The organism is Alcaligenes faecalis, from assembly GCF_009497775.1.
Taxonomy (GTDB): Bacteria; Pseudomonadota; Gammaproteobacteria; order Burkholderiales; family Burkholderiaceae_B; genus Alcaligenes; species Alcaligenes faecalis_D.
This window is the reverse complement of record NZ_CP031012.1, coordinates 3,013,070-3,039,443: the sequence shown is the minus strand read 5'-3', so window position 1 is coordinate 3,039,443 and position 26,374 is coordinate 3,013,070. Positions and strand designations below refer to the sequence as shown.

21 protein-coding genes are annotated in these 26,374 nt (G+C 56.7%); 13 read left to right on the top strand and 8 right to left on the bottom strand.

Translation table 11 applies throughout. From position 1 onward, the window contains the following. Nucleotides 1-24: 24 nt before the first annotated feature. The 3 genes from DUD43_RS14125 to DUD43_RS14115 form a co-directional block, all read right to left on the bottom strand. The gene (locus tag DUD43_RS14125) at nt 25-471 is read right to left on the bottom strand and encodes an OsmC family protein (protein WP_153230766.1); all 447 of its coding nucleotides are present in this window, start codon (nt 469-471) and stop codon (nt 25-27) included. 309 nt (nt 472-780) lie between these two features. Then, the gene (gene dbpA, locus DUD43_RS14120; protein ID WP_153230765.1) at nt 781-2,181 is read right to left on the bottom strand and encodes an ATP-dependent RNA helicase DbpA; all 1,401 of its coding nucleotides are present in this window, start codon (nt 2,179-2,181) and stop codon (nt 781-783) included. Between the two features lie 218 nt (nt 2,182-2,399). Further along, nucleotides 2,400-3,188 carry an IclR family transcriptional regulator gene (locus DUD43_RS14115; protein WP_228125806.1) on the bottom strand — a complete coding sequence of 263 codons (789 nt, stop codon included), beginning with the start codon at nt 3,186-3,188 and terminating at the stop codon, nt 2,400-2,402. A gap of 300 nt (nt 3,189-3,488) precedes the next feature. On the opposite strand from DUD43_RS14115, the gene DUD43_RS14110 reads away from it, so the two are divergent. The 10 genes from DUD43_RS14110 to DUD43_RS14065 all read left to right on the top strand — a co-directional run bounded on the left by DUD43_RS14110 (nt 3,489) and on the right by DUD43_RS14065 (nt 14,609). Next, complete coding sequence (locus tag DUD43_RS14110) at nt 3,489-4,964, top strand: NAD-dependent succinate-semialdehyde dehydrogenase (RefSeq protein ID WP_153230764.1); 1,476 nt, start codon at nt 3,489-3,491, stop codon at nt 4,962-4,964. 97 nt (nt 4,965-5,061) lie between these two features. Further along, nucleotides 5,062-6,360 carry an ABC transporter substrate-binding protein gene (locus DUD43_RS14105; RefSeq protein WP_153230763.1) on the top strand — a complete coding sequence of 433 codons (1,299 nt, stop codon included), beginning with the start codon at nt 5,062-5,064 and terminating at the stop codon, nt 6,358-6,360. A 173-nt stretch (nt 6,361-6,533) separates the two neighbouring features. Continuing rightward, nucleotides 6,534-7,430 carry a branched-chain amino acid ABC transporter permease gene (locus DUD43_RS14100; RefSeq protein WP_035272061.1) on the top strand — a complete coding sequence of 299 codons (897 nt, stop codon included), beginning with the start codon at nt 6,534-6,536 and terminating at the stop codon, nt 7,428-7,430. Next, complete coding sequence (locus DUD43_RS14095) at nt 7,427-8,413, top strand: branched-chain amino acid ABC transporter permease (protein WP_153230762.1); 987 nt, start codon at nt 7,427-7,429, stop codon at nt 8,411-8,413. The genes DUD43_RS14100 and DUD43_RS14095 overlap by 4 nt, the downstream gene beginning before the upstream one ends. After that, the gene (locus DUD43_RS14090) at nt 8,410-9,159 is read left to right on the top strand and encodes an ABC transporter ATP-binding protein (RefSeq protein WP_009459230.1); all 750 of its coding nucleotides are present in this window, start codon (nt 8,410-8,412) and stop codon (nt 9,157-9,159) included. Before DUD43_RS14095 ends, DUD43_RS14090 begins: the two co-directional genes overlap by 4 nt. Beyond that, entirely contained in the window at nt 9,149-9,811 is a 663-nt protein-coding gene (locus DUD43_RS14085; RefSeq protein WP_042487268.1) for an ABC transporter ATP-binding protein, read from the top strand. The genes DUD43_RS14090 and DUD43_RS14085 overlap by 11 nt, the downstream gene beginning before the upstream one ends. Nucleotides 9,812-9,822: 11 nt before the next feature. Then, nucleotides 9,823-10,977 (top strand): iron-containing alcohol dehydrogenase, encoded by a 1,155-nt coding sequence (locus DUD43_RS14080; protein ID WP_035272065.1) that lies wholly within the window; start codon nt 9,823-9,825, stop codon nt 10,975-10,977. A 316-nt stretch (nt 10,978-11,293) separates the two neighbouring features. After that, nucleotides 11,294-11,968, top strand: coding sequence for a hypothetical protein (locus DUD43_RS14075; RefSeq protein WP_153230761.1), 675 nt, complete (start codon nt 11,294-11,296; stop codon nt 11,966-11,968). Next, nucleotides 11,961-12,665: an RES family NAD+ phosphorylase gene (locus DUD43_RS14070; RefSeq protein WP_153230760.1), complete on the top strand. Its 705-nt coding sequence runs from the start codon at nt 11,961-11,963 to the stop codon at nt 12,663-12,665. The genes DUD43_RS14075 and DUD43_RS14070 overlap by 8 nt, the downstream gene beginning before the upstream one ends. A gap of 192 nt (nt 12,666-12,857) precedes the next feature. Next, nucleotides 12,858-14,609, top strand: a complete 1,752-nt coding sequence (locus tag DUD43_RS14065) for a DUF4153 domain-containing protein (protein ID WP_153230759.1) — start codon at nt 12,858-12,860, stop codon at nt 14,607-14,609. A gap of 51 nt (nt 14,610-14,660) precedes the next feature. Here DUD43_RS14065 and DUD43_RS14060 read toward each other — a convergent pair whose 3' ends face one another. The 5 genes from DUD43_RS14060 to fdnG form a co-directional block, all read right to left on the bottom strand. After that, entirely contained in the window at nt 14,661-15,566 is a 906-nt protein-coding gene (locus DUD43_RS14060) for an alpha/beta hydrolase (RefSeq protein WP_153231648.1), read from the bottom strand. A 302-nt stretch (nt 15,567-15,868) separates the two neighbouring features. Continuing rightward, on the bottom strand, nt 15,869-16,741 hold the full coding sequence (gene fdhE / locus DUD43_RS14055) for a formate dehydrogenase accessory protein FdhE (protein WP_153230758.1): 873 nt from the start codon (nt 16,739-16,741) through the stop codon (nt 15,869-15,871). Continuing rightward, nucleotides 16,738-17,391 (bottom strand): formate dehydrogenase subunit gamma, encoded by a 654-nt coding sequence (locus DUD43_RS14050; RefSeq protein WP_153230757.1) that lies wholly within the window; start codon nt 17,389-17,391, stop codon nt 16,738-16,740. Before DUD43_RS14050 ends, fdhE begins: the two co-directional genes overlap by 4 nt. Further along, on the bottom strand, nt 17,375-18,289 hold the full coding sequence (gene fdxH / locus DUD43_RS14045) for a formate dehydrogenase subunit beta (RefSeq protein ID WP_153230756.1): 915 nt from the start codon (nt 18,287-18,289) through the stop codon (nt 17,375-17,377). Before fdxH ends, DUD43_RS14050 begins: the two co-directional genes overlap by 17 nt. Further along, nucleotides 18,286-21,378, bottom strand: a complete 3,093-nt coding sequence (gene fdnG, locus DUD43_RS14040; RefSeq protein WP_153230755.1) for a formate dehydrogenase-N subunit alpha — start codon at nt 21,376-21,378, stop codon at nt 18,286-18,288. The genes fdxH and fdnG overlap by 4 nt, the downstream gene beginning before the upstream one ends. Before the next feature lie 270 nt (nt 21,379-21,648). Here fdnG and DUD43_RS14035 point away from each other — a divergent pair, with 270 nt between their 5' ends. From DUD43_RS14035 to DUD43_RS14025, 3 genes are all read left to right on the top strand, one after another. Continuing rightward, nucleotides 21,649-22,593 carry a helix-turn-helix transcriptional regulator gene (locus DUD43_RS14035; protein ID WP_153230754.1) on the top strand — a complete coding sequence of 315 codons (945 nt, stop codon included), beginning with the start codon at nt 21,649-21,651 and terminating at the stop codon, nt 22,591-22,593. Between the two features lie 168 nt (nt 22,594-22,761). Further along, nucleotides 22,762-23,940: a multidrug effflux MFS transporter gene (locus DUD43_RS14030; protein WP_153231647.1), complete on the top strand. Its 1,179-nt coding sequence runs from the start codon at nt 22,762-22,764 to the stop codon at nt 23,938-23,940. Nucleotides 23,941-24,125: 185 nt separating this feature from the next. Further along, entirely contained in the window at nt 24,126-26,252 is a 2,127-nt protein-coding gene (locus DUD43_RS14025) for a TonB-dependent siderophore receptor (RefSeq protein ID WP_322742801.1), read from the top strand. Nucleotides 26,253-26,374 lie beyond the last annotated feature (122 nt).

Below are 26,374 nucleotides of genomic sequence, written 5' to 3'. Positions count from 1 at the left end.
TTCTACAAGAAGACTGGCTTTATCTTATTTTTTTATAATGTTGATCTCGTTTGAGAGTTCGGGGGCATTTATTATTGTGTCCAGAACTGGACAGGTTCTCTCAACGAAATTGACAAACTCTTCTATTTCTTTATCGCTATTATTGGCCTGGATATAGTATTTGGATGTGATTTTATGAAATCCCATTTTGGCCTCTTTGTTTATTCCATAGAAGCCATCCGTGTCTATTTCACCATCCAGCTCGATTTTTATGTCGATTAAGTCAATTTTTTGACTCTTTGCAAAGCTTTTTGCAGCAATGCATTTGCAGGCTCCAATTGCCGAAAGCAGGGCCTCCAGGGGAGTCATTCCACTGCTTTCATTGCCTCTCTTGCTGGGTTCATCCATAACAAGGGAAAAATCCCGGGAGGTGCATTCAGTCTTTAGTTGGTCGATTAACGTTGCGGTTGCAGAAAAAACGTGGTTGCTCATGGCTGTTCCTTTTGCTTGTGGCTTGTTAATTGGCTAATGATTCCAGACTTCTGTCTCTTTTTTAAAATTGAATATGGGCGTTTTTAGTACGGCCAGGTGGGGGCGGAGCTTTTTGGCTTGAAGGGTAGTTTATATATTTTTTTTAGCCGCGGCATTTATTTTAAAAATTAGCTGCCTAAGCTAATAGCTAGCAACTACTGGCAGGAGTGGCTGCCGCTTGCCGACTCGGCAACGGCACGGGCTATTGCTTCCAATAGGCTATAGTGCTGGCGTTGCCGGTCTTTGGTTTTGCCCCTGGGGCAGTCCTTTTTACTTATCTTCCACAAAACGCATACGGAAGCGACGGCCCTTGATATTGGCGTTGGCGATGCGGTCAAAGTATTGACGCGCAATCTGGCGGTCCAGGGCTACGTAGGAACGGGCGTCGGTAATCGCAATCTTGCCTACCTGGTCGCCTTTCAGGCCTACATCGCGGGTCAGGGCACCGAGCAGGTCGCCGGGGCGCAGCTTGTCTTTTTTGCCGCCCTGAATCTCCAGCGTCATCATGGGGGCGCGCAGTGGCTCTTTGGACTGCGAGCGCAAGGCTTTCAGATTGCCCCATTTCACTTCGCTACCCTGGAATTCTTCAATCAGTTTCACCCAGCGCTGTTCGCTGCGCGAGACCAGATTCAGGGCCAGGCCTTTCTGATCACCACGGCCAACACGGCCAACGCGGTGAATATGCACTTCGCTGTCCTTGGTGACGTCTACGTTGATGACGGCGCCCAGATTCTGAATATCCAGACCGCGCGAGGCCACGTCGGTGGCGACCAGTACGGCGCAGCTTTGATTGGAAAACTGCACCAGAATTTCATCGCGATCACGCTGTTCCAGGTCGCCGGTTAATGCCAGGGCCTGGATGTCTTCGGATTGCAGTTCTTCCACCACTTCCTGGCAACGCATTTTGGTGTTGCAGAAAATCAGGGTGGAGGCGGGGCGGAAATGCTCCAGCAGTGTCACCACGGCAGACAGGCGCTGCTCGGGGTGAACTTCGTAAAAAATCTGTTCGATCTGGCTGGCATCGTGCAGCGCTTCCACTTTGACTTCTGCGGGGTTTTTCAGAAAGCGGGCGCTGAGCTTGCGGATGTTTTCCGGGTAGGTGGCCGAAAACAGCAGAGTTTGACGACGGGGTGGGCAGTGCGAGGCAATGGCCACGATGTCGTCGTGAAAGCCCATATCCACCATGCGGTCGGCTTCGTCCAGCACCAGGGTTTTCAGGGCAGACAAGTCCAGATTGCCGCGCTCCAGATGGTCCTGAATCCGGCCCGGTGTTCCCACCACCACGTGAGCGCCATTGCGCAAGGCTTCTGTTTGCGGGCGCGAGGGCACGCCACCACACAGCGTCAGCATGCGTACGTTAGGAATCTGGCGGGCCAGACGGCGCAGCTCGGTTGTGACCTGATCGGCCAGCTCGCGCGTGGGACAGATCACCAGGGCTTGCGGTGTCAGCTTGCTGGGGTTGAGAGTTTGCAACAGACCCAGGCCAAATGCGGCGGTTTTGCCGCTGCCGGTCTTGGCTTGGGCAATCAGGTCACGGCCTTGCAGAATCAGCGGCAGGCTCTGTTCCTGAATTGCCGTCATTTTTTCAAAACCCAGGCTATCCAGGGTTTCAAGCAAGGCGGGCAGAAGGGGAAGGGTACTGAAAGAGGTATGGGGCACGATGGGCGACATCAAAAAGAACTGCAAAATAAAGGATTTAGCGACAGTTTACCGTTTGCAGGCTGATAGCTGGGAAATAGAAAGCAGGGAATGCGACTGGATACCGGCAAGCAGGCAAATTACTGGTATCACCTTCCGGGAGGCCCCAGGGATCAAGAAGTAATTCAAACAAAAGGGGCTGCTTGCGCGGCCCCTTGTTTTTACAGTGTGCTGTACGCGCTTGAAAAAGCTTATGCCTTGCGCGATGCCCCCAGGCGCTCCGACAGGCGATTAGCCAGTTTGCGCATGGCTTCACCGGCACGGCGTTGTGCCGCTTCATCCGCTTCCTGGGTCAGCAAACTGACGGCCACTCCGGCCACGGCGGCGCGGTTATTGGAATCAAACACGGCTGCTCCAAAGCAGTGCATGCCATCGCGTACGCCACAGGCATCCACGGAGTAACCCAGGCGCTGCACATCGTTCAGTTCCACCATCAAGTCATCCTTGCTGCGCGGACCATGTCCGGTCAGTGGCTCGGGCCAGGGATGATTCAGGGCCTGTTCCAGTTCCGAGCCCGGCAAGGTGCTGAGCATGGCCTTGCCCGTTGCGGTATAGACCGCTGGCAAACGCATCCCGGCGCGGAACGTGAAACCCAGCGGGCGGGTTCCGTTGCGGCAGGCGATGTAGACCACATCCTCGCCATCCAGAATGGACAGGGTAATGGTCTCTTCAGGCAGGACGCGCATATCGTCCCAGGCCGCAAAGAACTCTTGCGTCAGGTCCAGTTGAGACAGGAAGGCATTGGCCCAACCCATCACGTGTGTGCCCAGGGTGAAACTGCCATTTTCCAGCTTACGAATCAGGTGCAGATCCAGCAAGGTGGTGCACAGACCATAGAGGGAGCTTTTGGGCATACCCAGACGTTTGACCAGGTCCGTAAATGACAGGGGCTCCGGTGAGGCCGCCAATTCGTCCAGTACGGTGACTGCACGTACTACAGCCGGAACCAGTTTCTTCTCTTCCACTACGACTAACTCCATAACAACACACAGGAAGTCCATAAGCCCCGGGGGCTGAACTCTGGAAACAGGGGTAAGGGTCCGTCAGTACCGCTTGACGCATCACACGGGCGAGCCGACCGGACCAGACGCACAGGTCCTGAATTAGGCCAGATTTGCCGCTTTGATGCCAGCGTTCCATTGTGCCCTCAAACACCCCAAAACAAAAAATACGGCGACTGATCTTCTACGGGTAAACCCGTAAGCCGATTCGTTGACGTCGCGTTTTTTCGGCTCCTATAATTCTATCAAGTTCACTATAAGAGAAACAGGTTCAGCATAATGAACAATATCGCGGCATCATTGATTAGCAAACTGAAGGATCCCAGCCTGGCAAAAGATCAGTCCTGGACCGCTCAGGGTTGGGTCAGCGCAGGTGATGGCAATACATTTGCCGTTCTGAATCCTGCTACGGGTGAGTGCCTGGCCAATGTCGCCAGCCTGGCCACACAAGAAATTGAAGCGGTCATCAGCGATGCTGAAGTGGCTCAGCGCGAATGGAAGGCACGCAGCGGGCACGAACGTGCCAAGTTGTTGCGCGCCTGGTTCGACGCCATGGTTGCCAATGCAGACGACCTGGCCACCATCATGACGATGGAACAGGGCAAGCCCTGGGCCGAGGCTCGTGGTGAAGTGCTGTACGCCGCTTCCTTTGTGGAGTGGTTCAGCGAAGAGGCCAAGCGCGTGTACGGCGACGTGATGGGTCACCCTCAGTCGGACAAACGCATTGTGGTGGTCAAGCAGCCCGTAGGCGTGTGTGCGGCCATTACTCCCTGGAACTTCCCTGCGGCCATGATTACCCGCAAGGTGGCTCCTGCTCTGGCCGCCGGTTGCAGCATTATTGTTCGTCCTGCCGACCTGACTCCCCTGACCGCTGTCGCGCTGGCCGTACTGGCCGAGCGTGTTGGCATTCCTGCTGGTGTATTCCAGTTGGTGACAGGCCAGTCCCGCGTGGTGGGTGCCGTTCTGACCGCCAGCCCGATTGTGCGCAAGCTGTCCTTTACCGGCTCGACCGAAGTGGGTCGTTTGTTGATGGCGCAATGTGCTCCTACCATCAAGCGTCTGTCCCTGGAGCTGGGTGGCAATGCACCGTTTATCGTGTTTGACGATGCAGATCTGGACGCCGCCATTGAAGGCGCCATGGCCTCCAAGTACCGCAACAGCGGCCAGACTTGCGTGTGTGCCAACCGCTTCCTGGTGCAAGACGGTATTTACGATCGCTTTGCCAAGGCATTGAGCGAACGTGTTGCGGCCCTGAAAGTGGGCAACGGCATGGAAGAGGGCGTGGAGCAAGGTCCGTTGATCGAGCAAAAAGCCGTCAACCGTCTGCGCGAATTGATTGATGACGCCGTCGAGCACGGCGCCAGCGTTCTGCAAGGTGGTCAGCCTCATCCTCTGGGCGGTACGTACTTCTCGCCCACCGTGCTGGGTGATGCAACGCCTGCCATGCGCGTGGCTCGTGAAGAATTGTTTGGCCCTGTGGCGCCTTTGTTCCGCTTCAAAGACGAAGCCGAAGCGATCGCGATGGCCAATGACACCGAATATGGTCTTGCTGCCTACCTGTTCACCCGCGACAACGCACGTGCCTGGCGCATGGGCGAAGCGCTGGAATACGGCATGGTCGGCGTCAATACCGGTTTGATTTCCAACGAAGTGGCTCCGTTTGGTGGCGTCAAGCAATCCGGTCTGGGTCGCGAAGGCTCCCGTTACGGAATCGACGAGTACCTGGAAATCAAATACATGTGCCAGCAGCTGTAAGTTGATACATGCCCGCGCCCCAGCGCAGCGAAGGGGGCCGCTCTTATAGAGCGCCCCATCAGCAGAAACCCACAATAAGCTAAATAAAGGAGACGCTATGTCTATCCTGTCTGCAACCCCACGAAAATTGACTTTGGCCCTGACACTGGCCACCGCTGGCATCATGGCCAGCACGACTGCCAATGCTGATGATGTCAAACCCATCAAGATTGGTGTGGTTACTTTCTTGTCCGGCGCTGCCTCCGGTCCTTTTGGCGTGCCTGCCAAGAACGCCGCTGAACTGACCGCTGCTCAACTGAACGACGGTAAAGTACCGGCCCCTTACAACACCAAGGGTCTGGGTGGCGCACCGATTGAACTGGTCTTTATCGACGAGAACGGCGGTACAGCCAAACAGGTTAGCGAATACCGCAACCTGGTTCAGCAACAGAACGTGGACATCGTGGTTGGCTACATCTCCTCGGGCGATTGTCTGGCCGTGGCCCCCGTTGCTGAAGAGCTGAAAAAACTGACGCTGATTTTCGATTGCGGCACACCTCGCCTGTTTGAAGATGCCAGCTACAAATACGTGTTCCGTCCTGTGGCCCACGCCACCATGGACAACGTGGCGGCTGCCCGCTTTGTGCTGGAGCGCAACCCCGAGTTGAAGAGCTACGCCGGTATCAACCAGAACTACGCCTGGGGTCAGGACGCCTGGCACGACTTTGAAGGCACACTGCAAGCCCTCAAACCCGGTGTAGAAGCCAAGACTTCGCAAATGCCTAAACTGGGCGCCGGTCAGTACAATGCCGAAATTTCGTCCCTGATGGCCGCTCGTCCTGAAGTGATTCACTCCAGCTTCTGGGGTGGCGATCTGGAAGGCTTCGTGGTGCAGGCTCTGCCACGCGGTCTGTTCCGCAACACTTTGACCGTGCTGACCGCTGGTGAAACCGCGACACACCGTGCCAACAACCAGATCCCTACCGGCACCATCATCGGTGCTCGTGGCCCACACGCTGCTTTCGCTCCTGACAATGAATTGAACCGTTGGTTGCGTGCCAGCTACCGCGAGCAATTCAATGCAGATCCTAGCTACCCATCCTACAAGATGACGCAAACCCTGCTGGGTCTGAAAGCGGCTTACGAAAAAGCTCAGGCTGCCAACGAAGGCAAAGCTCCTTCCACCGAACAAGTGGTCAGCGCCTTTGAACACCTGACTTTCGAGAGCCCATCGGGCGACGTGACCATGTCCCTGGGTCAAGGTCACCAAGCTGTTCAAGGTACGACCTTGGGCGTGGTGAAAAACGACAAGGGCGTGATCAGCTTTACCGACCTGCGTCACTTCAAACCTGAAGAAGTGACTCCACCCGAAGGCGTGAAGTCCATCGACTGGATCAAGGGCGGTCTGAAGTACTGATCCGAGCAGGCGTCCTGAAAAGGACGCTGCCCTGAAAATCCGGGCATGCAAGATCCTGTTTTGCATGTCCGGTTTTTACCGCTAGGCCACGCCAAGGTAAAAGCTTCTCCCATAAGGGGAAGCGCGCTGAAGGCGTGGTGGCATTTTTTATTCCATTTCCACAGAAACCGACTATGTCTCTTCTTTCTGCTGCCCTAATAGATGGCATCATGTACGCCGCCTGGCTGTTTCTGGTCGCGGTCGGACTCACGCTGATCTATGGTGTGATGAAGATCCTGAACATGGCCCACGGCAGCCTCTATACCATTGGCGCCTATACCGCCGTCACCATGGTGACGCAGTGGCTCTCTACCGATCAAAGCCCTTATGGCAGCTATCTGATGCTGATCCTGGCCGCGGTTATCGCCGGTCTGGTCCTGGGTCTTGTCATTGAATATGGCTTGCTGCGCTTCTTCTACCAGGAAGAACCTGTTGTCTCTTTGCTGATTACCTATGCGGTCTTCCTGATTCTGGAAGATACCGTCAAGCTGGTCTGGGGCGTGGATCCTTATGTGATCGCCGAACCTTACGGTCTGTTGGGTAACGTCGAATTCGGCGACCTGTTCTACCCCACCTACAGCTTTGTGATTGTTGTGGCTGCCATTCTGGCCGGCCTGTTCCTGACCTTGTTCCTGAAGTATTCGCGCCAGGGCCGCATCTTGCTGGCCGTGATTCATGACCGCGAAGTCAGCCAGGCCATGGGCATTAACGTGCAACGCTACTTCCTGCTGACCTTTATTGCCGGTGCCACGCTGGCCGCCCTGGGTGGTGCGCTGACCGCTCCTACTATTTCTGTTGCTCCCGGCATGGGTGTCGAGGTCATTGTGATGGCCTTCGCCGTGGTCGTGATCGGTGGTCTGGGTTCCTTGCCCGGTGCCGCTCTTGGGGCCGTGATTGTTGGTCTGGTGCGCTCCTTTGCCGTGCATTACTGGCCCGAAATCGAACTTTTCTCCATCTACGCGGTAATGGCACTGGTGTTGGCCGTCCGTCCTAAAGGATTGTTTGCTGCCGCCGAGGCCCGAAAGATATGAACAAGACCAACATTACGCTTAAGCAGGGCATGATTGCCCTGGTCATTACGGTGGCCGCCCTGATTGTGGGCTTTGGCTTGCCATCCTGGCAGTTCCTGATTACTGTGGCGCTGGCCAAGGGCCTGGTTGCCCTGGGCGTGGTGCTCTTGCTGCGCTCGGGCCTGGCCTCTTTCGGTCAAGGTCTGTACTACTGCATCGGCGCCTATGGTGTCGGTATGGCCATGAACTACCTGGACTGGCGTGAAGCCATCATCCTGCTGCCATTTGCCGCTGCTTGCGCTGCGCTGCTGGCCTGGGTGCTGGGTTTCCTGCTGGCTCGCTACCGCGACATCTTCTTTGCCATGCTGAGCCTGGCCTTGTCCATGATCATGTACGGCCTGCTGGTGCGTAACCCTAGCCTGGGTGGCAGTGACGGCTTTAACGTGCACGCGCCTTCCTTCATGTGGGGTGCTTTTGCTGAAATCCTGTCGCGTCCAGGCGTGTTTGTCCTGACCGTGGTGCTGGTGGGTTTTGTGCTGTGGGCCATGCAAGGCTTTCTGCGCAGCCGTGCCGGTCGTCTGGGACCTGCAATCAAGGACAATGAAATCCGTGTTGAATACCTGGGTGCTTCGGCCTACCGCAATATTCATTTGAGCTACGTGCTGGCTGCCGCTCTGGCTGGTCTGGGCGGTGCCCTGTCCTCGCTGAGCATCGGTCACGTGGACCCTGAACTGGCGTTCTGGACTACCTCCGGCGAGTTCATCTTTATTGCTGTGCTGGGCGGTACTCGTAATGCTTACGCGCCTTTCCTGGGTGCTTTGAGCCTGGAACTGATTCGCACACTGGCTTACCAATATGCTCCTAACACCTGGCAGATTGTGATGGGTGTCAGCATGTTGGCCCTGATTGTGTTCTTGCCCGGTGGCCTGATCAGTATTCTGAACCGTCGCAATGCGGCTGCTACCTCCAACGATTCTTCTTCACCGACAGGGGCCCGCTCATGAGTCAGTCACCCTTGATTTCCGCTAAAGGTTTGTGCAAGCAGTTTGGCGCTGTCCACGCTGCACGCGATATGACCGTTGATATCCATGCGCAAACCATTACGGGCCTGATCGGTACCAATGGCGCAGGTAAAACCACCTTCGTGAACATGTTGACCGGCTACATGAAGCCGGACTCCGGCAATATCTTTTTTGCCGGTCGCGAGATCACGGGTTTGCCACCACGAGAAGTGACCCGTATGGGTATCGCCCGTTCTTTCCAGATTCCTCAGCTGTTCACATCCCTGAACGCTTTGGAAAACGTGGAAATTGCCTTGGGTGTAGCCAAACAGCCCTTGTCCGAAGCCAGTGCGATTCTGGAGCGTTTTGGCTTGAGTGCCTTCGCCCAGTCCCAGGCAGGCACCTTGCCTGAAGGGATTCGCAAGCTGCTGGACATCGCGCTGGCCATGGTGGCCCAGCCTAAAGTGCTCTTGCTGGACGAGCCCACCAGTGGCGTGGCCAGTGACGAGAAATTTGAAGTGATGGACCGTGTCATGAAAGTGGTCCGTGATGCGGGCGTGACGGTTCTGTTTGTGGAGCACGATATGGAAATCGTGCGTCGCTACAGCGATCGCGTGCTGGCTTTCTACGACGGCACCATTTTGGCCAACGGCACTCCTGATGAAGTGCTGGCCCATGAGCAGGTTCGTGAATACATCATCGGCGAGCCGGTGGGACGCAATAAACAGGAGGCCGATAATGCTGCTTGATGTCAAAAATCTGGATGTACGTATTGGCCCAACCAGCATTCTGCGCCAGGTAAACCTGCAAGTGCGCCAAGGCCAGATCGTGGGTCTGGCCGGTCGTAACGGCGCGGGTAAAACCACGCTGATGCGTACCGTGATGGGCTTGCTGGCCGTGGACAATGGCTCGGTCATGTTTGATGGTCAGGAACTGGCCAAGATGCCTGCTTACCGTCGCACCAGCCTGGGCATGGGTTTTGCCCCCGAGGATCGCAAGCTGATCCCCGAGCTGAGCGTGGAAGAGAACATCCGCCTGCCCGCCTGGGCTCTGAAATCCCAGGATATTGAAGAGCGTCTGGAACGTGTCTGGCGCATCATCCCTGAATTGAAAGTCTTCGGCCCACGCCGCGCCCTGCAATTGTCGGGTGGTCAACAAAAGCTGGTCGCAATTGGCCGTGCCTTGATGACTGCCGACAAGCTGCTTTTGCTGGACGAGCCTTTTGAAGGTGTCGCTCCTGCGCTGTCCAAGCGTATTGCAGAAGTGGTGGGCGAGTTGAGCAAAGAGGGCTTCAGTGCTTTGTTGTCCGGTGCTGACTTGCAGCACGCGGGCAATGTGATTGATTACACCTACCGGATGGACCGCGGCCGTATCGAAGTACCGCAGCCCGCCATACCATAAGGAGAAAGCCCATGTCGGCATTCGAGTTCAGAACCACCCCCGCTATTTATGTTGAAAGCGGAGCCGCTGCCCGGCTCGGTCAGATCCTGCGCAAGCGCTACTCGCAAGAGCGCGTTTGTCTGGTGACCGACCGATTCCTGCACGAAAGCGGCTTGCTGGATCCTGCCCTGGCTGATCTGAAAGCTAACGGCTGGACCGTGCAAGTGATTGACGATGTTATTGCCGATCCTCCAGAGCACATTGTTTTGCAGGCAACTGAGCGCGCTCGCCAGGCCAAGACGGAAATCGTCGTTGGCCTGGGTGGCGGTTCGTCCATGGACGTGGCCAAACTGCTGGCCGTCCTGCTGGCGTCTGACCAGCCCCTGCAAGAGATGTACGGCATTGATAATGTGCGCGGCTCGCGCCTGCCCCTGGTGCAGATCCCGACCACGGCGGGAACAGGCTCGGAAGTGACGCCTATTTCCATCGTGACCACCGGCGAAACCACCAAATCCGGCGTGGTGGCTCCCGAGCTGTACGCAGATCTGGCCATTCTGGACTCGGAACTGACATTGGGCCTGCCTCCCCGTATTACGGCGGCGACCGGTATCGACGCCATGGTGCACGCCATCGAGGCCTACACCAGCCGTATCCTGAAAAACCCGCTTTCGGACAACCTGGCCAAACAGGCCCTGCGTCTGATTGGTGGCAAGCTGGTGCACGTTTGTCGTAACGGCAAGGATGCCGCCGCACGTCAGGACATCCTGCTGGGCGCGACCTTGGCTGGCCAGGCTTTTGCGAACGCCCCCGTGGGTGCCGTACACGCTCTGGCTTACCCGATCGGCGGTATTTTCCACGTGCCACATGGCTTGTCGAACTCGCTGGTTCTGCCACACGTTCTGCGCTTCAACGCTCCGGCCGCTGCTCCGCTGTATGCCGAACTGGCTGAAGTGCTGATCCCTGGCATCCAGGGTGATGAGGCCTCCAAGACCGAAGCCTTCATCAACTTCATGGAACAGATCGCCATTGATACCGGCATTGAGCGTCAACTGCGCGAAGTCGGCATCAAGGAAAGCGACCTGCGCCGTATGGCCCAGGAAGCCATGAAACAAACCCGTCTGCTGGGCAACAACCCCCGCGACGTGACCGAAGACGACGCTTTCGCTATTTACAGCGCCGCGTTCTGATAGACCGCTAACAGCGGAAACCTTTTTGCCTGAGTCTGGTGCTGTGCCGGCTCAGGCTTTTTTTTGCCTGCGAAATGGTGGTATCGACGCTAATAGAGAGAGGGAGTGGAAGTTAGGGGGGAGTAGCTGTGAGCTATGACGCTTCGATTTCCGCCTTGGTCGGCGGCAGAACAACGGTGCTGTGTCTGCTTGATGAGTGTCGGAACGAACGAGCAGGTCGTACTTTGGGATGAACTGTTTGTACTAGTCGTGATTTTTGGGTTATCAGGGTTATGGTATTATGATTCATCATAAATAACCTTAAAGGAGTCTATCCATGAGCGTCCTGGTAAGTAGCCCCAGTGTCTCGACCTTGGTGGGTACGCCCAAAGAGGTTAAGGCAAGTTTAGGACGGTCCAAGGCCGAGCAGGTGTTGGTGCTGGCTTTTGATCACATCAAGCCCGCCGCTTTCAAGGCTTTGGCAGAGAACTTCACCAATGTGGCCTCGTCCATGTTCGAGGTCTTGCAGGAGCGTCAGGACAAGGAGTCGCTGGAGCGTCTGGCTGAAGTTCTGGTGCCCCGCACGCCGCCATCGCCCCGTCTGCTGAAAGAAGCCGCCATGCTGGTTCAGGCCCGCACAGCGGTGCTGGAAAGCGGGGATTGGCTTAGTGCTGCTGATGTGGCGCAACTGGCTGGCTTAAGTACCCGCAACCCTAGCGCCCAGCCTAATAAGTGGAAGAAGCAGGGGCAGATTTTTGCCATCAATCATGGTGGCGCGGATTACTTTCCCGGCTATGGCCTGGACCCGGCTACCAGCTTCCGTCCTGCCAAACCGTTGGCCCAGGTTCTGGAGATTCTGGCCGGACATAAAGATAGCTGGGGCATGGCCTACTGGTTCATGTCCAGCAATAGTTTTTTGGGTGGCAAGCGGCCGCAGGACTTGTTGATCTCTGCACCGGAAAAGGTCATTGCCGCGGCTCAGGACGAAGTGCAAGCCGTGGCTCATGGCTAAGCCAGCTTTGCCCGCGGTCGCTGATAAAAAGCATAGTCCGCAGGAGGAGGGATCAGGAATCTCCGTTCCCGGCGGCGAGTTGCGTTTGACCTTGATGGAATGGCCCAAAGGGCAGTTACTGCACCGCGTTCATCAAGATAAATATTTGGCGACCCAATTCAACCCTGGTACGCAGGGCAATGCGCGTTTCAGTCCGATTCAGGATGAGAAGGGCAGGGCCATTCCTACCTTGTACGGTGGCACCAGCCGCGATTGCGCCATGATGGAAACCGTCTTTCATGACGTGCCGCACGCTGCTGGCTTTAAAAGCTATGACAAGAAAAAGCTGCTGGGACAGGTGCATTCCACCGTGCTGCTGAATGCGCCTTTGGTTCTGGTCGATCTGGCCAGTGTCCCGCTAAGGAAACTGGGTGTGACACGCAAGCAACTGATCGACACCGAAAAAGATCAGTATCCGGCAACCCGTCTGTGGGCTGCCGCGATTTATCAGCAATGTCCGCAGGCGCAAGGCTTGTGCTGGGTGTCCCGGCAGGATGATTCGGCACGGGCCGTGATGCTATTTGGGGATCGCATTGCCAAAAGCGCCTTGAAGCCTCAAGGCCCATCCCATAGTTTGAGCGAAGACCCGGCCAGCTACGATGCCGTACTGGATCTGGCCGAACGGATCGGGGTGTTGATCGTTCTAGGTAGCGTGTAAGCAAGCCGTATTTCAGGCCTAACTTCTGCTTACAAGAGCAGTTCTGTCCGGGACAAAGGGCGGTGCTCCACCGTACTAAACTAGCCGGGTTCCGCAGGGCATGACACGGGCTATCACCCTATGTCCTGACGCCGTCAGCAATGGTGTTTTTCCATCTGCTGTCATTGTTGAATCGACTGCTTTTTACTCACCATGATTGCGATTTCACTTTCTTCCTTACAAAACCGGCGGACGCTGACTTTATGTCTGGCCGGGGCTTTGCTGGGTCTGCTTGAATGGGTGGCCTTCAGCAATCTGATGATGGCGCCTGCCTCTGGCGAGTATCTCTGGGTTTCCTTGCTGCTGGCTGTGGGAATCTTCGGCGTAGCGTCTTTCACCTTGTTGATGCACATTTCTATGCGCAAGGCCTTGCTGGTGTCCCTGGGTTTGGGCGTAGCCAGTGCAGCGCTGATCTTGCAGGCGCAGGGAGGGTATTCAGAGGTCGCCTTTTTTTGGCGGGCACCGCAGATGTGGGTGGCAATGGGGCTGCTGGCGACCATTACTCTGCCGTTTCTTGCCATTCTGGTAGAGCATCCACGGGACTGGGCTGATTACCGTCGCTTGTTCGAGCTTAGCTGGTCCATGGTGTGTTCCTGGGCGGTGGCCTTGTTCTTCTGCGGCCTGGCTTGGGGCGTGTTGATGGCGTGCCATATGCTGCTCAGCTTTGTCGGCATTACCCTTTTGGGGGATGTGCTGCTGGAGCCTACGGTTGCGGCTGTGGTGTCTGGTGCCTTGGTGGGCGCGGGTCTGGCGCTTGCCTCGGATTCGGACGGCGGCTATCTGTCTCCGATTCTGTTGCTGAAGCTGCTGCGTTTGCTGACCCCGGTTTTGCTGGTGGTGATGGTGGTGTTCATCGTGGCCTTGCCCTGGCGTACGGGTGAAGGTTTGCCACTGGCCGCCCTGTGCGTGGCGGCCGTCCTGGGAGCCTCCACTCTGGTGTCTTCTGTTGTTGCGGACGAGGACACGAATGCTAGCGCAACTCCTTTGTTGCGCGCTTCGGCCCGTTTGCTGGGCTTTGTCATGCCGGTGCTGGCGGGCGTTGCCTTGTGGGCGATATGGATGCGGGTTGCTCAATATGGCTGGACCCCAAGTCGTGTTCTGGTAACGACGGCAGCGCTGGTCGCGGCGGGCTATGGTTTGAGCTACTTCTGGGCTGCCTGCCACCCTCAAAACTGGATGGCGCGAGTACGTCGTTCCAATGTGGGGATGGCGCTGGCCCTGATTGTGCTGGCCATTATCTGGCTGCTTCGCATTGGCTCTCCCGAAGCGATTTCGGCGGCTTCGCAAGTGGCTAGGCTGGAGGCCGGTACGCTAAGCGTGGATGATTTCCCGGATACGGAAATGAGAATGTATTGGGGACTGCCAGGACAGAAGGCCATGGACTATGTGGTCGAGAAAAACCTGTTGGTCGGCAGGTCCGAGGAAGGGTCTGAAGAAGCTGTGCCGGATCAGGAGCTGGAGGTCTGGAACATAGGTGAGGACAAGGCGCGGCAGATGCTTTTGAGCTCCTTGCCCAGCTCCCCGGCTGATCATCCTTTGCGCCAGTCTTTTATTGAAACCTATCCAGGCTGGGATATCGCTTATCTCGCCAAGGCTTGCGAGACTCGAACGCCGGGTGATCATGCCGGTTGCTTGCTGGTATTTGTGGATTTGTTGCCGGACGAAGCTGGAGACGAAGCAATTGTTCTGTCGGTCAACAATCCCATGAATCTGGGTGCTGTGTTTGTGCAGACAGCAGAAGGGGGATGGGAGAAGGCGACAGGTTTCACGCCCGGCTTGTCTCTGGACAATATGGGCGACGTTATTGATGGCATTCACGCCAAGGGAGCGGTGATTGAACCGGCGCCTTTCAATGTATTGAAGTTGCCTGATGGCGGCTTTGTGGGGGCGGCTCAGCGCCCTTGATGGCAGGGCGCTGATGTGGTGCTCTGTGGTGATGCTTTCGGTTCGAAGGCATCACGGCTGGGCCGCAATTCGCAGGGCGGGTTTCAAGGAGGCGGCCAGCATCTGGCCGTGGTTCAGTTCGCTGAAGTTCTCGTAGCTGACGTTCAGCCCGGCCTCTCGCAAATGCTTGGCCAAATCCTGTGTGGACCATTGGGCTGCGGCATTGCTCATGGATGTACTGCGGCGTTGTCCGCCCACCATGATGGCAATTTGCTTGTCCTTGGCCAGCGTCGTATCAAAAGCCTGAGCCGTCTTGACCAGAATCCCGTCATGCCACCACAGGGAAGGATCACCCGCCACGTATCGCTGGTACAGATCAGGATGAGTGAACAGGGTGTGCAAGGTGAACAGGCCGCCGTAAGAGTGGCCCCACAGGGTCTGGCGGGAGCGATCAATAGGCTCGCGTTGTTCCACTGCGGGCTTGATGTGCGTTTCTATATAGTCCAGAAAAATATCCGCACCGCCTCCTGAACGACCCCGTACTTCCACCGGCTTGCTGATGCCGTTTTCCGTGACGGGAGGCGTGTAGTCGAAGGAGCGGGCAATCACATCGTGACGCGCTTCGGTGTCGTAGCCAATGGCAACCAGTACCGGCGCAGACAGGGCGCTGATGGCTTTCAGGTCGTCCACATCAATACTGGCCATGGCGGCATTGCCATCCACCATATAAATCACCGGATGACCGCGTGCGGGGGCGGGGCGGTTCGGGGTGCCTATCTGTATTTTGTAGTGCCGTTTGCCGTCTTCCGAGGACATGATCAGCGTCTCAAAGCGGTACAGGCTTTGTTGCTGGTCCACGATGGTCAGGCCCACCGATTCGTTCCAGGGGCGTGTGCTTTGTTGGGCTTGGGCGGGCAGTGTGCAGGCCAGGCAGAGTGTGGCGGCACTGAGAAGAAAGCGGGGCAGGAAAGTCTTCATCAAGGTCAGATCGCAGAAGGCTAAACGGGAATCATTCTTGATTATAGGGCTTGCTGACAGGCAGAAAACAAATACCCGGACAACAAATCGTATCTATATGATGAGGGCGCTAATAGTCTGCTGTCCATAGCCCATTGTTGGCTATTGGCAGCTTGTTAGTTAGTAATGGTGGTTTGCTGCCTGCTTTTGACCGTGCAGCGAAGAGGGGAGTGCACAGGGTGTGCCTGGTGCAGAGACTGAAGCAGGTAGCGAAACAGATGAAAAAAAGCCCGGATCAGCCTGTAGCCAGTCCGGGCTTTTCTTTACAGAGCCTGATCAGGCAATGCAAAGGGGTTCAGGCCGGTGCGACCATACCCCTCTTCAGTTGCCGCATCATCCAGTACCAGGCTGGCCAGATCGTCTGCAACAGTTTCAGCACCTGGCTCGCGTTCCTGCGAGATCACTTTCAGATAGCTATGGCAGTGACCACAGCTTTCTGCGCGTACCACGGCTTCAGTGGTATCGAAGCTCAGGTAGTCCAGATCGCCTGCATCGGCGCAGTTGGTGCATTTGGCACGAACCATATGCCATTCGCATTCGCACAAGGAGCAGTGCAGATAGCGCAGACCTTGGCGGGTGCCTTTGTAGATCAGGCTGGCAACAGGAACACCGCCGCAGACCGGGCAACTGGCGGACTCTTCATTGCTGGCCATGGGCAAAGGCACTGCCCGTGCAGCCAAAGCCACTTCCAGAGACAAGGCTGCCCACAAGAAAGGAGCCAGAGCCTGGGAGACAGCGCCGAACTGGTTTTGGGCCAGGGCCAGACCTGCCTCTAGACGAGCCTGGGCGCTCATGGCACGCAGGGCATCCAGATGCGGGGCAATAGTGGGCGAAGCTTGCGGTGCCAGTTGTTCCAGCAGCGCATCCAGATGGGCCGTCCAGGCACCTTGGCGCGCAATCTCTGCCGGATTCACAGCGCTGGCATCGGACTGCCCTTGCTGGCACACCGTGGCCTGAGCCTGGGCTACATCGGCAGCCAGACGCAGGTAGGCTTCCAGCTCATGTCCTTGAGCCAGTTCGCGCAAACGGGATGCGCGGGCGGTATACAGCTCATGCAATTCAGGCCGCAGGATGGGATCGAAATGCCGCGTCGATTCCTCTGATGGAACCGAGCGGCGAACAGGGACTTCGTTCATGCCTTGCCTTCCTTCACGTCTTTCTTTGCCGCTTGCAGTTCGTCATGCCAGCGATCGTGGTGATGACGTATCCAGGCTTTGGAGACATAGCCTGTCACCATGCCGGTGATGGAGCCACGCACCCAGATCGCCAGATAAATATGGCCCAGAATCAGCAGGATCAGCCCGATCCCGGCCACGGAGTGGATCAGGATGGCCAGACGCAGTACGGGAATGGAGAAGAACTCGGCAAAGTAGGCGCGCCACATGATCAGGCCCGATACCAGCAGCGTGAGGATGGATAGCATGATCAGCCAGAACAGCACTTTCTGACCGGCATTGTATTTGCCGATTTTCAAAGGCTGCTTGGCGTTGTTCAGGATCACGCCTTTGACGTTACGGAACCAGATCAGGTCTGTTTTGGCTGGCAGGTTGTACTTCACAAAGCGGACGAACATATAGCAAAGGCCAACGAAAACGGCGATCCCTAAAAAGGGATGCAGAACACGTGCCAGTTGCGGGGTGCCCAGAAAGGAACTTAACCAGGAAAAAGAGGGAAAGAACCAGGACAAGCCCGAGGTCGCTGCCAGGAAAAAACACAGCACGACGGCCCAGTGGCACAGTCGCTCGGGGAACTTGGTGCGCAGAACAAGATTATTTTTCTTGGACATGATCGCCTCCTTCCGTTTCCGTGTTGTCCGCGTGCTCTTTGTCTTCGTCAATACTGTTGGGGCCCACGCCGATGAAGTGGGCCGCCATACCCGCTACCGCCACAGCCCCTGCTACTGCAGCGGCAGGTTTGAGCACATCTTTCCAGCCACCTACTACCGAGCTGATGTGCGGGTCTTTGGGCAGACCGGCATAGCGCTGTGGATCGTCCGCGTGTTGCAGCACGTACATGACGTGGGTGCCGCCTACACCTTGAGGATCGTACAGGCCGGCGTTCTCATAGCCACGCTCGTTCAGGTCCTCGATACGGCTAAGGGCCAGATCCTGCATTTCCTGTTTCGAGCCAAACGCAATGGCGCCGGTTGGGCAGGTTTTCGCGCAAGCTGGAGCCTGACCTACGGAAACGCGGTCCGAACACAGGGTGCACTTGTAGGCCTTATTGTCTTTCTTGGAAATACGCGGCACGTCAAAAGGACAGCCTGCCACGCAGTAACCGCAGCCCACACACAGGTCGGACTGGAAATCCACAATGCCATTGGCATACTGAACAATCGCACCGGGAACCGGGCAGGCTTTCAGACAACCAGGGTCTTCGCAGTGCATGCAGCCGTCCTTGCGGATCAGCCATTCCAGTTTGCCTGCTTCGTCCTCGTGCTCGGTAAAGCGCATCAGGGTCCAGCTGTCGGGGCTCAGGTCGCTGGGGTTGTCGTACACGCCGACGTTTTCCTCAACCTGACCACGCAAGTCGTTCCACTCATTGCAGGCAACCTGGCAAGCCTTGCAGCCGATGCAGATGGACACGTCAATCAGCTTGGCGACTTCCATCTGGTGGTCACGCACCTGCGGGGCAGGCGTGACCGAGTTGGTGGCCGAACGGCGCACTATGTTTTGCGAATTCATGCCGTGGCTCCCTTCATTTTCTCGACATTGACCAGAAAGGCTTTGAACTCCGGTGTTTGCGTATTGGCATCACCTACGCCGGGGGATAGCGTATTGGCCAGGAAGCCCTTGCGGGTTTCACCTTCAAAACCCCAGTGGCAGGGGATACCAATTTGCTGCACTTCCTGACCGGCAACGGTCAGGGTGCGCATGCGCTTGGTCACCACGGCCTTGGCGGTGATGTAGCCGCGCTTGGTCGTGACTTTGACGGTGTCGCCGTGACGGATGTCTTTTTCAGCGGCCAGTTGCTCGCCAATTTCCACAAACTGTTCAGGCTGCAACATGGCATTCAGATAGGAATGCTTGGTCCAGTGGCGGAACAGCTCGGTAATGGAGTAGGTGGTGGCCACATAGGGATAGTCGTGACGATTCCCCATGCGCTCGGCATCGTTGGAAAGAATCCGGGCTGTCGGGTTATGCGTCACTTTTTCGTGCAGCGGGTTCTTCGCAATCGGGCTTTCCACCGGCTCGTAGTGTTCCGGGAAGGGGCCGTCATTAATGCCTTTTTCCGAGAACAGGCGACCCAGACCTTCGGGCAGCATGATGAAAGGCGCAGCCGGGCTGCCTGGAGGCAGGTTGGCCGGGAAATCCGGAATATCCGCCCCGGTCCATTGCTTGCCGTCCCAATGCAGAATCTGGCGATGTTCATCCCATGGCTTACCCATTTCATCCATGGACGCACGGTTGTACAGAATGCGCCGGTTGGCAGGCCAGGCCCATGCCCAGCCGGGAGTGTTGCCCAGGCCCGTGTCAGTATTGTCCCGATTGGCCATCTGGTTGCCTTTCTCTGTCCAGGAACCGGCAAACACCCAGCAATAGCTTTGGGTGGTGCCGTCGTCGCGCAATTGCGCGAAGCTGTCCAGCAATTGGCCCTTGCGCAGAATCTGCTTGCCGTTCTCGTCGAAAACGTCAGCCAGCGCATAGCCATTGGCCTCTTTGGCCACTTCTTCCGGATGCGGGAAATGCGGGTCGTGATAGGTGTCGGCGTCCCAGGTCATGCTCAGGATTTGCTCGGGACAGGCACCGCCTTCTTCTTCGTACAGGCGACGCAGTTCCATCATGATTTCGCCCAGAATATTGGGGTCATGACGGGCCAGCCCCGGAGGTTGCTGACCGGCATAGTGCCATTGCAACCAGCGGCCCGAGTTCACGATGGAACCGTCCTCTTCAGCAAAACAGTTCGATGGCAGGCGGAACACCTCTGTCATCACTTCTTCAGTCTTGATGTCGTTGAACTGGCCTTCATTGCGCCAGAAGTTCGAGGTCTCGGTGACCAGCGGGTCCACAATAACCAGGAACTTCAGCTTGGACAGGGCCTTGGACGTCTTGTTCTTGTCCGGCATCGCGGCCAGCGGGTTAAAGCCTTGGGCGAAGTAACCGTTGACTTTGCCTTCATACATCATGTCGAAGTAGGCCAGCATGTCGTAGCTGCGATCCCATTTGGGCAGCAGGTCAAAGGCAAAATCGTTGGCTTGCGTGGCGTGCTTGCCGTACAGGTTCTTTAGCAGGGAGATGAAGAACTTGGGTGTGTTTTTCCAGTAGTTCACCTGACCGGGCAACACATCCTTGGGCGTGGTTTCTTCCAGGTACTGCGCCAGTGTCTGCTGATTGTCCGAGGGCAGGTTCATATAACCTGGCACACGCAAGGACAGCAGGCCCAGGTCGGTATAGCCCTGGATATTGGAGTGACCGCGCAAGGCGTTCACGCCGCCACCGGCCATGCCGATATTGCCCAGCAAAAGCTGAATCATGGCGGCGCCACGAATAATCTGTGCGCCACCCGTGTGGTGCGTCCAGCCCAGCGCATACAGCCAGGTCAGGGTTTTGTTCTTGGCCGAACAGGAACCAATGATTTCGGCAATCTGCAGGAAATCGGCCTGTTTGACGCCGGTAATGTTCTCCACGACTTCGGGCGTGTAGCGGTCCACGTGGGTTTTCAACAGCTGCAGCACGGAGCGTGGATGCGTCATGCTCATGTCGCGCATCACTTCGCCGTTCTCGTCCACTGCATAGGTCCAGGAGGACTTGTCGTACACCTTGGTTTGCGGGTTAAAGCCCGAGAACACCCCTTCGTCAAAGGTGAAGTCGTCGCGCACGATCAGGGAGGCGTTGGTGTAGGAGCGCACGTACTCGTGCTGAATCTTGTCGTTCTCCAGCAGCCAGCGCACCATGCCCATCAAAAAGGCGGTGTCCGAGCCAGCGCGGATGGGCGAGAAGATGTCCGCCACGGCCGCCGTGCGGTTAAAGCGCGGGTCCACCACAATGACCTTGGCCTTGTTCTTGATCTTGGCCTCGATCACCCATTTGAAACCGACCGGGTGGGCTTCGGCAGGGTTGCCGCCCATCACAATCACCACGTTGGCGTTCTTGATGTCCACCCAGTGGTTGGTCATGGCACCGCGCCCAAAGCTGGGGGCCAGGGCCGACACGGTCGGGGCGTGACAGAGCCGCGCCTGACAGTCGATGCCCAGCATCCCCAGGGCACGGGTAAATTTGAAGTCCAGCAGGCCGGTTTCGTTGGATGCGGCCGAGGAAGCCAGAAAGCCCGAAGATAGCCAGCGGTTCACAACCTGGCCTTTCTCGTTCTTGGCAATGAAGTTGGCGTCGCGGTCGTCTTTCAGCAAACGGGCGATGCGCTTGGTGGCCTCGCTCCAGCTGATCTTGACCCATTCTTTGGAGCCTGGCGCGCGGTATTCGGGGTGCAGCAGCCGGTTTTTGGAATGAATCATGTCCAGCAGGCCTGCGCCTTTCGGGCAAAGCGAGCCACGGCTGACCGGGTGATCCGGGTCGCCTTCAATGTGGAAGATGCGCGGCTTGGCGTTTTTTGCCCCGTCCCCCATCGAATACATCAGAATGCCGCAGCCCACTGAACAGTAAGTACAGTTGTTGCGTGTCTCTTTGGATCGAAGGAGTTTGTACGGGCGGACGGCGGCAGAAACCTGGGCGGCGGCTGTCGAAAGTCCCATCGCGGTAGCTGACAGCGCAGCTGCCCCAGCACCAAGAATTTTGAGAAATTGACGCCGACCAAAACTTGGCACGGTGTTATTCATGAAGGATTCTTCTTGCAAAAAAGGTAGTGGCAAAAGGATCACTAGTTGCCGGGCCGGATTATAGCAGTCTGAATATAAGGTGCTTGGCTATTGGCATATAGGTCCTTGAAAAGGCAATAGTTGTGGCATAAAGGGCACTGTGAAAGTCGCCATATAGTTGAGAATGTATGCTATTCTCACTTGGGTTTTTCTTATCCTGCTGCCGCCATCTGCCCAAAAAAGCAGAGCTTCGGGCGGATCGGGCAGGGGCGCCTTCCTCTCTTTATTCCTATGATCAGATTCACGGTGTCGGACTTTGATCGGCTCGGTAGTCCGGCGGGATTCCGCTATCGCTTGCCTCATTACGCGGGCCCGGATCGGGGTAGGGAAGAGCTTTGCATTGCGGAAGGACGCGTGCAGGAGCATGAAGTCCGGCCCGGCATCAAGCTGGTGCTGTCGGACATCGTGACGCATCATCATTACGAATCCAGTTCAATCAGCGCTCCGCAGTTTTCGGCCATTGTGATGTTGCAAGGCCGGGCGCAGACCCAGTTTGCCAGTCAGACTTCACAGAGTCTGGTGGCACAAAGCGGCATCAGCATTGCGCACAGCGATGCCGTGGCCATGACGGGTATTCACCCTGCGGGGCAGCGACTGCGCAGCATCAATATCTCCTTGAGTTCTCCTGAAGGTGTAGGGGATTCGCGGCTGGCCGATACCTTGTCCAAACTGATGGGCCCTTCGGGTTTGCGCATGCAGCAATGGACGGTACCACCGCATTTGCTGAGCACGCTGGAGCATTTGATCGATAGCCCCTGGCAGGGAGCCACATACGATTTGCTTCTGGAGGGAGTCAGCCTGCAAGTGCTGGCCCATGCGCTGGATGGCCTGGCTCAAAAGCCTGTTAAAGAATCGCCCGCCATGGCTCGTGACCGGCAATTGCTGGAACGGGTGCGGGAGCGCTTGTACAACGCGCCGGGTGAAGACCACACTTTGGCGGATCTGGCCAAGCTGGCCTGCATGAGTCCCAGTACCTTGCGGGTGAAGTTCCAGGCTACCTACCAGTGCTCGGTATTTGGCTGGTTGCGTGAACGCCGCCTGGAGCTGGCGCGCGATTATCTGGCCCAGGGCTGGAGTGTGCAGCAGGCGGCTCACTTTGTGGGTTATCGCCATGCCACCAATTTCGCCACCGCCTTTCGTGAACGCTACGGGATTTCGCCCAGCGAATTGAATTGAAACAGCAGGGCGGCCAGCTCTGTCATTGTTCAAAGCTCTTTAGGCATTTGCCATTACCCAGTCCGGCTTGCCTCGTCCATCCTGAAAGAGATTGTCCCCTTTACGGGGCGTTTTTTTCTTGTTTCAGACAGAGCTGTGTTGCCTTCCTCGCTTCCTCCCTATCCCTTGATGGTGCTGATTCTGGGCCTGCTGGCCTGCGTTGCGCCTGCCACGATTGACGCTTATTTACCTGCTTTCAGCGCCCTGGAGCGCGAGTTTCAGGTGCCGCCTGAAAGCGTGCAGCAGACCCTGGGTGTGTATATGTCGGCCTATGCGGCGATGTTGCTGCTGCATGGCACCCTGTCCGATGCCTGGGGGCGCAAGCCCGTGATTCTGGCGTCCTTGCTGGTGTATATCACCGGCTCGGTAATGGCGGCTTTGGCACCCAACATGGATTGGCTCCTTGCAGCTCGGGTGCTGCAAGGCTTGTCGGCTGGGGCTGGCCTGGTGATCGGTCAGGCTATGGTGCGGGATTGCTATCAAGGCGAACAGGCGCAACGGACACTGTCTTATATCGTTGTGGTCTTCAATGTGTCGCCCGCTCTGGCCCCGATTGTGGGCGGCCAGCTGATTGCCCATTTGGGCTGGCGTTCGGTGTTCTGGATGCTGGCCGTCTTGGCAGCGGCGGCTTGCTATTTGTGCATGCGTCGCTTGCCTGAAACCTTGCCCAGCAGCCAGCGCCAGCCCTTGGCCTGGCGTCAATTGCGTAGCGATATCGCGCAATTGCTGGGGGATGTTTCGTTCATGGGCATGAGCCTGGCTTTAAGTCTGCTGGTCGGAGCCCAGGCCTTTCTGATCGGCGCTGCGCCGGATTTCATTTCCCATACCCTGAATCTTCCCGAAACGGCCTTTGCCGTGCTGTTTGTGCCTTTGGTGATTGGGGCCATGCTGGGTGCATTGGCGTCTGCCCATCTCGTGCGGTACTGGGGGGATATCCGGATTATTCGCCGTGCCTATGGCCTGATGCTGAGCAGTTGCGCTGCCTACACCTGGTATCTGGCCAGCAGCGCTGCGCACCCCGCCTTGCCTTGGGCAGTGTTGCTGCCTGCTTTCTTCACTGCGGGTCTGGCCATGCAGATGCCGGTGGTGACCATGCGCATCCTGGCTCAAGTGCCCAGCCGGGCAGGGCTGGCGGCATCCTTACTGGGCTTTTGCCAGATGACCACGTTTTCTGTTGTCAGTGGCTGGCTGGTGCCGTGGGTTTATGGGCAGCCCTTGCGTATGTCTGCTGCCATGCTGATCTGCGTAGTGCTGAGTGCAATTAGCTGGTTTTGGCTGCAACAAGGCGCTGATCGACGCTCAGCCTAGGAAGAAAGCGACAGGACTGATATTTGGAATAGCGTTTCTGCGTTTAGGGATACGCTCTTGCAAATTCCGTAGATGATAATTGTTCGCATCTAAAACCTGTCCTGAGATCCACGTTCATGCCTGCTGTTTCTACCTGTTCTGCTCGTTCAAGACTGCGCTTGCTTGCTTCCTTAACTCGTTCGGCCATGTTGCTGGCTGCTGCTGGCGGTCCGGTCTGGGCGCAGGGCACAGCCGCTGATGCGCCAGCGGAATTGTCTGCCATTACCGTCAAGGGCAATCGAGACCCTGGAGTGACGGAAACCGATCCCTCCTACACTACCAAGGCCATGAGCACGGCCACGGGCCTGTCTCTTTCTATCAAGGAGACGCCGCAATCGGTCAGCGTGGTCACCCGGAAAATGATGGATGATCGCGGCATGCAGACAACGGCGGACGCCCTGCAAAGTGCGCCCGGCATGTCGGTCACGCGTAGCGATACCAACCGTTATTCCTTTTCGGCTCGCGGCTTTGATGTCGATAACTATCAGTTTGATGGGTGGACGCAGCCTATTTTGTCACCTTGGGCTTTTGGTGAAAGCAATCTGGATCTGGTGGTTTTTGATCGGGTCGAAGTGGTGCGAGGCGCAACCGGCTTGATGACCGGGGCAGGGAACCCGTCGGCGGCAGTGAATTATGTGCGTAAACGTCCCTTGCGTGACTTTGCGGCCTCTGCCGGTGCCAGCGTAGGCAGCTGGAATTTTGCTCGTGGCTATGCCGATATTTCTACCCCCATCACCAAAGACGGCCGCATTCGTGCACGTTTGGTCGGGGCGTATGGCAAGGCTGACAGCTATACCGATCTGCAAGATACCAAGACGCGTACCTTGTATGGTGTCATCACCGCGGACCTTATGCCCGGCATGGAACTGACAGGCGGCGTGGCTTACCAATCCAGTGCCAATAACGGCTTTGGCAGCGGCTTTCCCTTGTTCTATAGCGATGGCACCCGTACGGATTTTGATCGCTCGGTTTCCAATAATGCCAAATGGGCGCGTATTGAAAATGACACCACTACGGGCTTTATTGACCTAAGCCATCAGTTCACCAACGATTTGAAGCTGCGCGTTACCTATAACCAGTCGGTGACGGATGCGTCCATGAAACAAATCTTCAGGGGCGGCTATCCCGACCGTGAAACCGGTCTGGGAACAGCGAACTCCTTTTCGTATTACAAGGGCGATGTACGTCGCAAAGCTTTCAATGCGTCCTTGTCCGGTCCGTTTGAGTTGTTTGGCAGAGAGCATGAGTTTTCTCTGGGCTGGATGAGCTCCGAGGACCGCGTGGACTTTCCGCAATATCGCGCACTGGCGCCAGTGCCGAATGCAGGGAGTTTCTACGAGCCGGGCCGTGTACCCGAGCCGAATTGGTCTAGCGAACCTAGTCAGGCAGATGACCTGGTCAGTAAGCAGTCCGGGGCCTATGCGGTAGGACGCTTTGCCTTGATGGACAATCTGCGCTTGATGGTGGGCGGCCGCATCAGCAATTGGGAAACCGATCAAACCTACTTTGGCACTAAGCGTCAGTATCGCCATAAAGATCAGTTTGTCCCCTATGCCGGTCTGATCTACGACTTCAACGATACCTATACGGCCTACGCCAGCTATACGGAAATTTTCAAGCCGCAAAATGCCCGTAATGAACAAGGCCAGATTCTGGATCCCATTACCGGCAAAAGTTATGAGCTGGGCATCAAGGCCGCCTGGCTTGATGGTCGTGTAAACGGCGCTTTGTCGCTGTTCCAGACCCGCCAGGATAATCTGGCTGAAGCGACTGGCAATAACGTCATTGGCGCACCACCTAATACACCTGCCTATCGTCCTGTATCAGGTGCCAAAGTAGAAGGGGTGGAGCTGGAAATAGGGGGCGAATTGCTTCCTGGCTGGAATCTGGCCAGCAGCCTGACGACCTTTACCGCTAAGGATGCACAAGGCAAACCTATCAACACCAGCAAGCCGCGCACCTTGTTCAAGCTCTACACCACGTATCGCTTGCAGGGCGACTGGCAAGGCCTGACAGTCGGTGGTGGTATTGATTGGCAAAATCGTATGTATCAGAACGCCACTGGCCCTGACAGACAGGCCGTGAAAGTAGAGCAGGGCAGCTACGCCATTGTGAATCTGATGGCCAGTTATGACTTCAACAAGCGCGTCTCGGCCACCTTGAATGTGAACAACCTGTTCGACAAGAAGTACTACTCGCAGATCGGCTTTTATAACCAGGGCTGGTACGGAGCACCGCAGAACGTGATGCTGTCTTTGCGGGCGCAGTATTAAGAGGGGAAGGCTGTAGTGCCTGAAGCAAAAGCCTGCTTGGCGATAACAAGCAGGCTTTTTTCATTGGAAGCAGATACGTCAGCTGTTGTATCTCGGATATGGAAATCTTGTGGCTCAAGGAC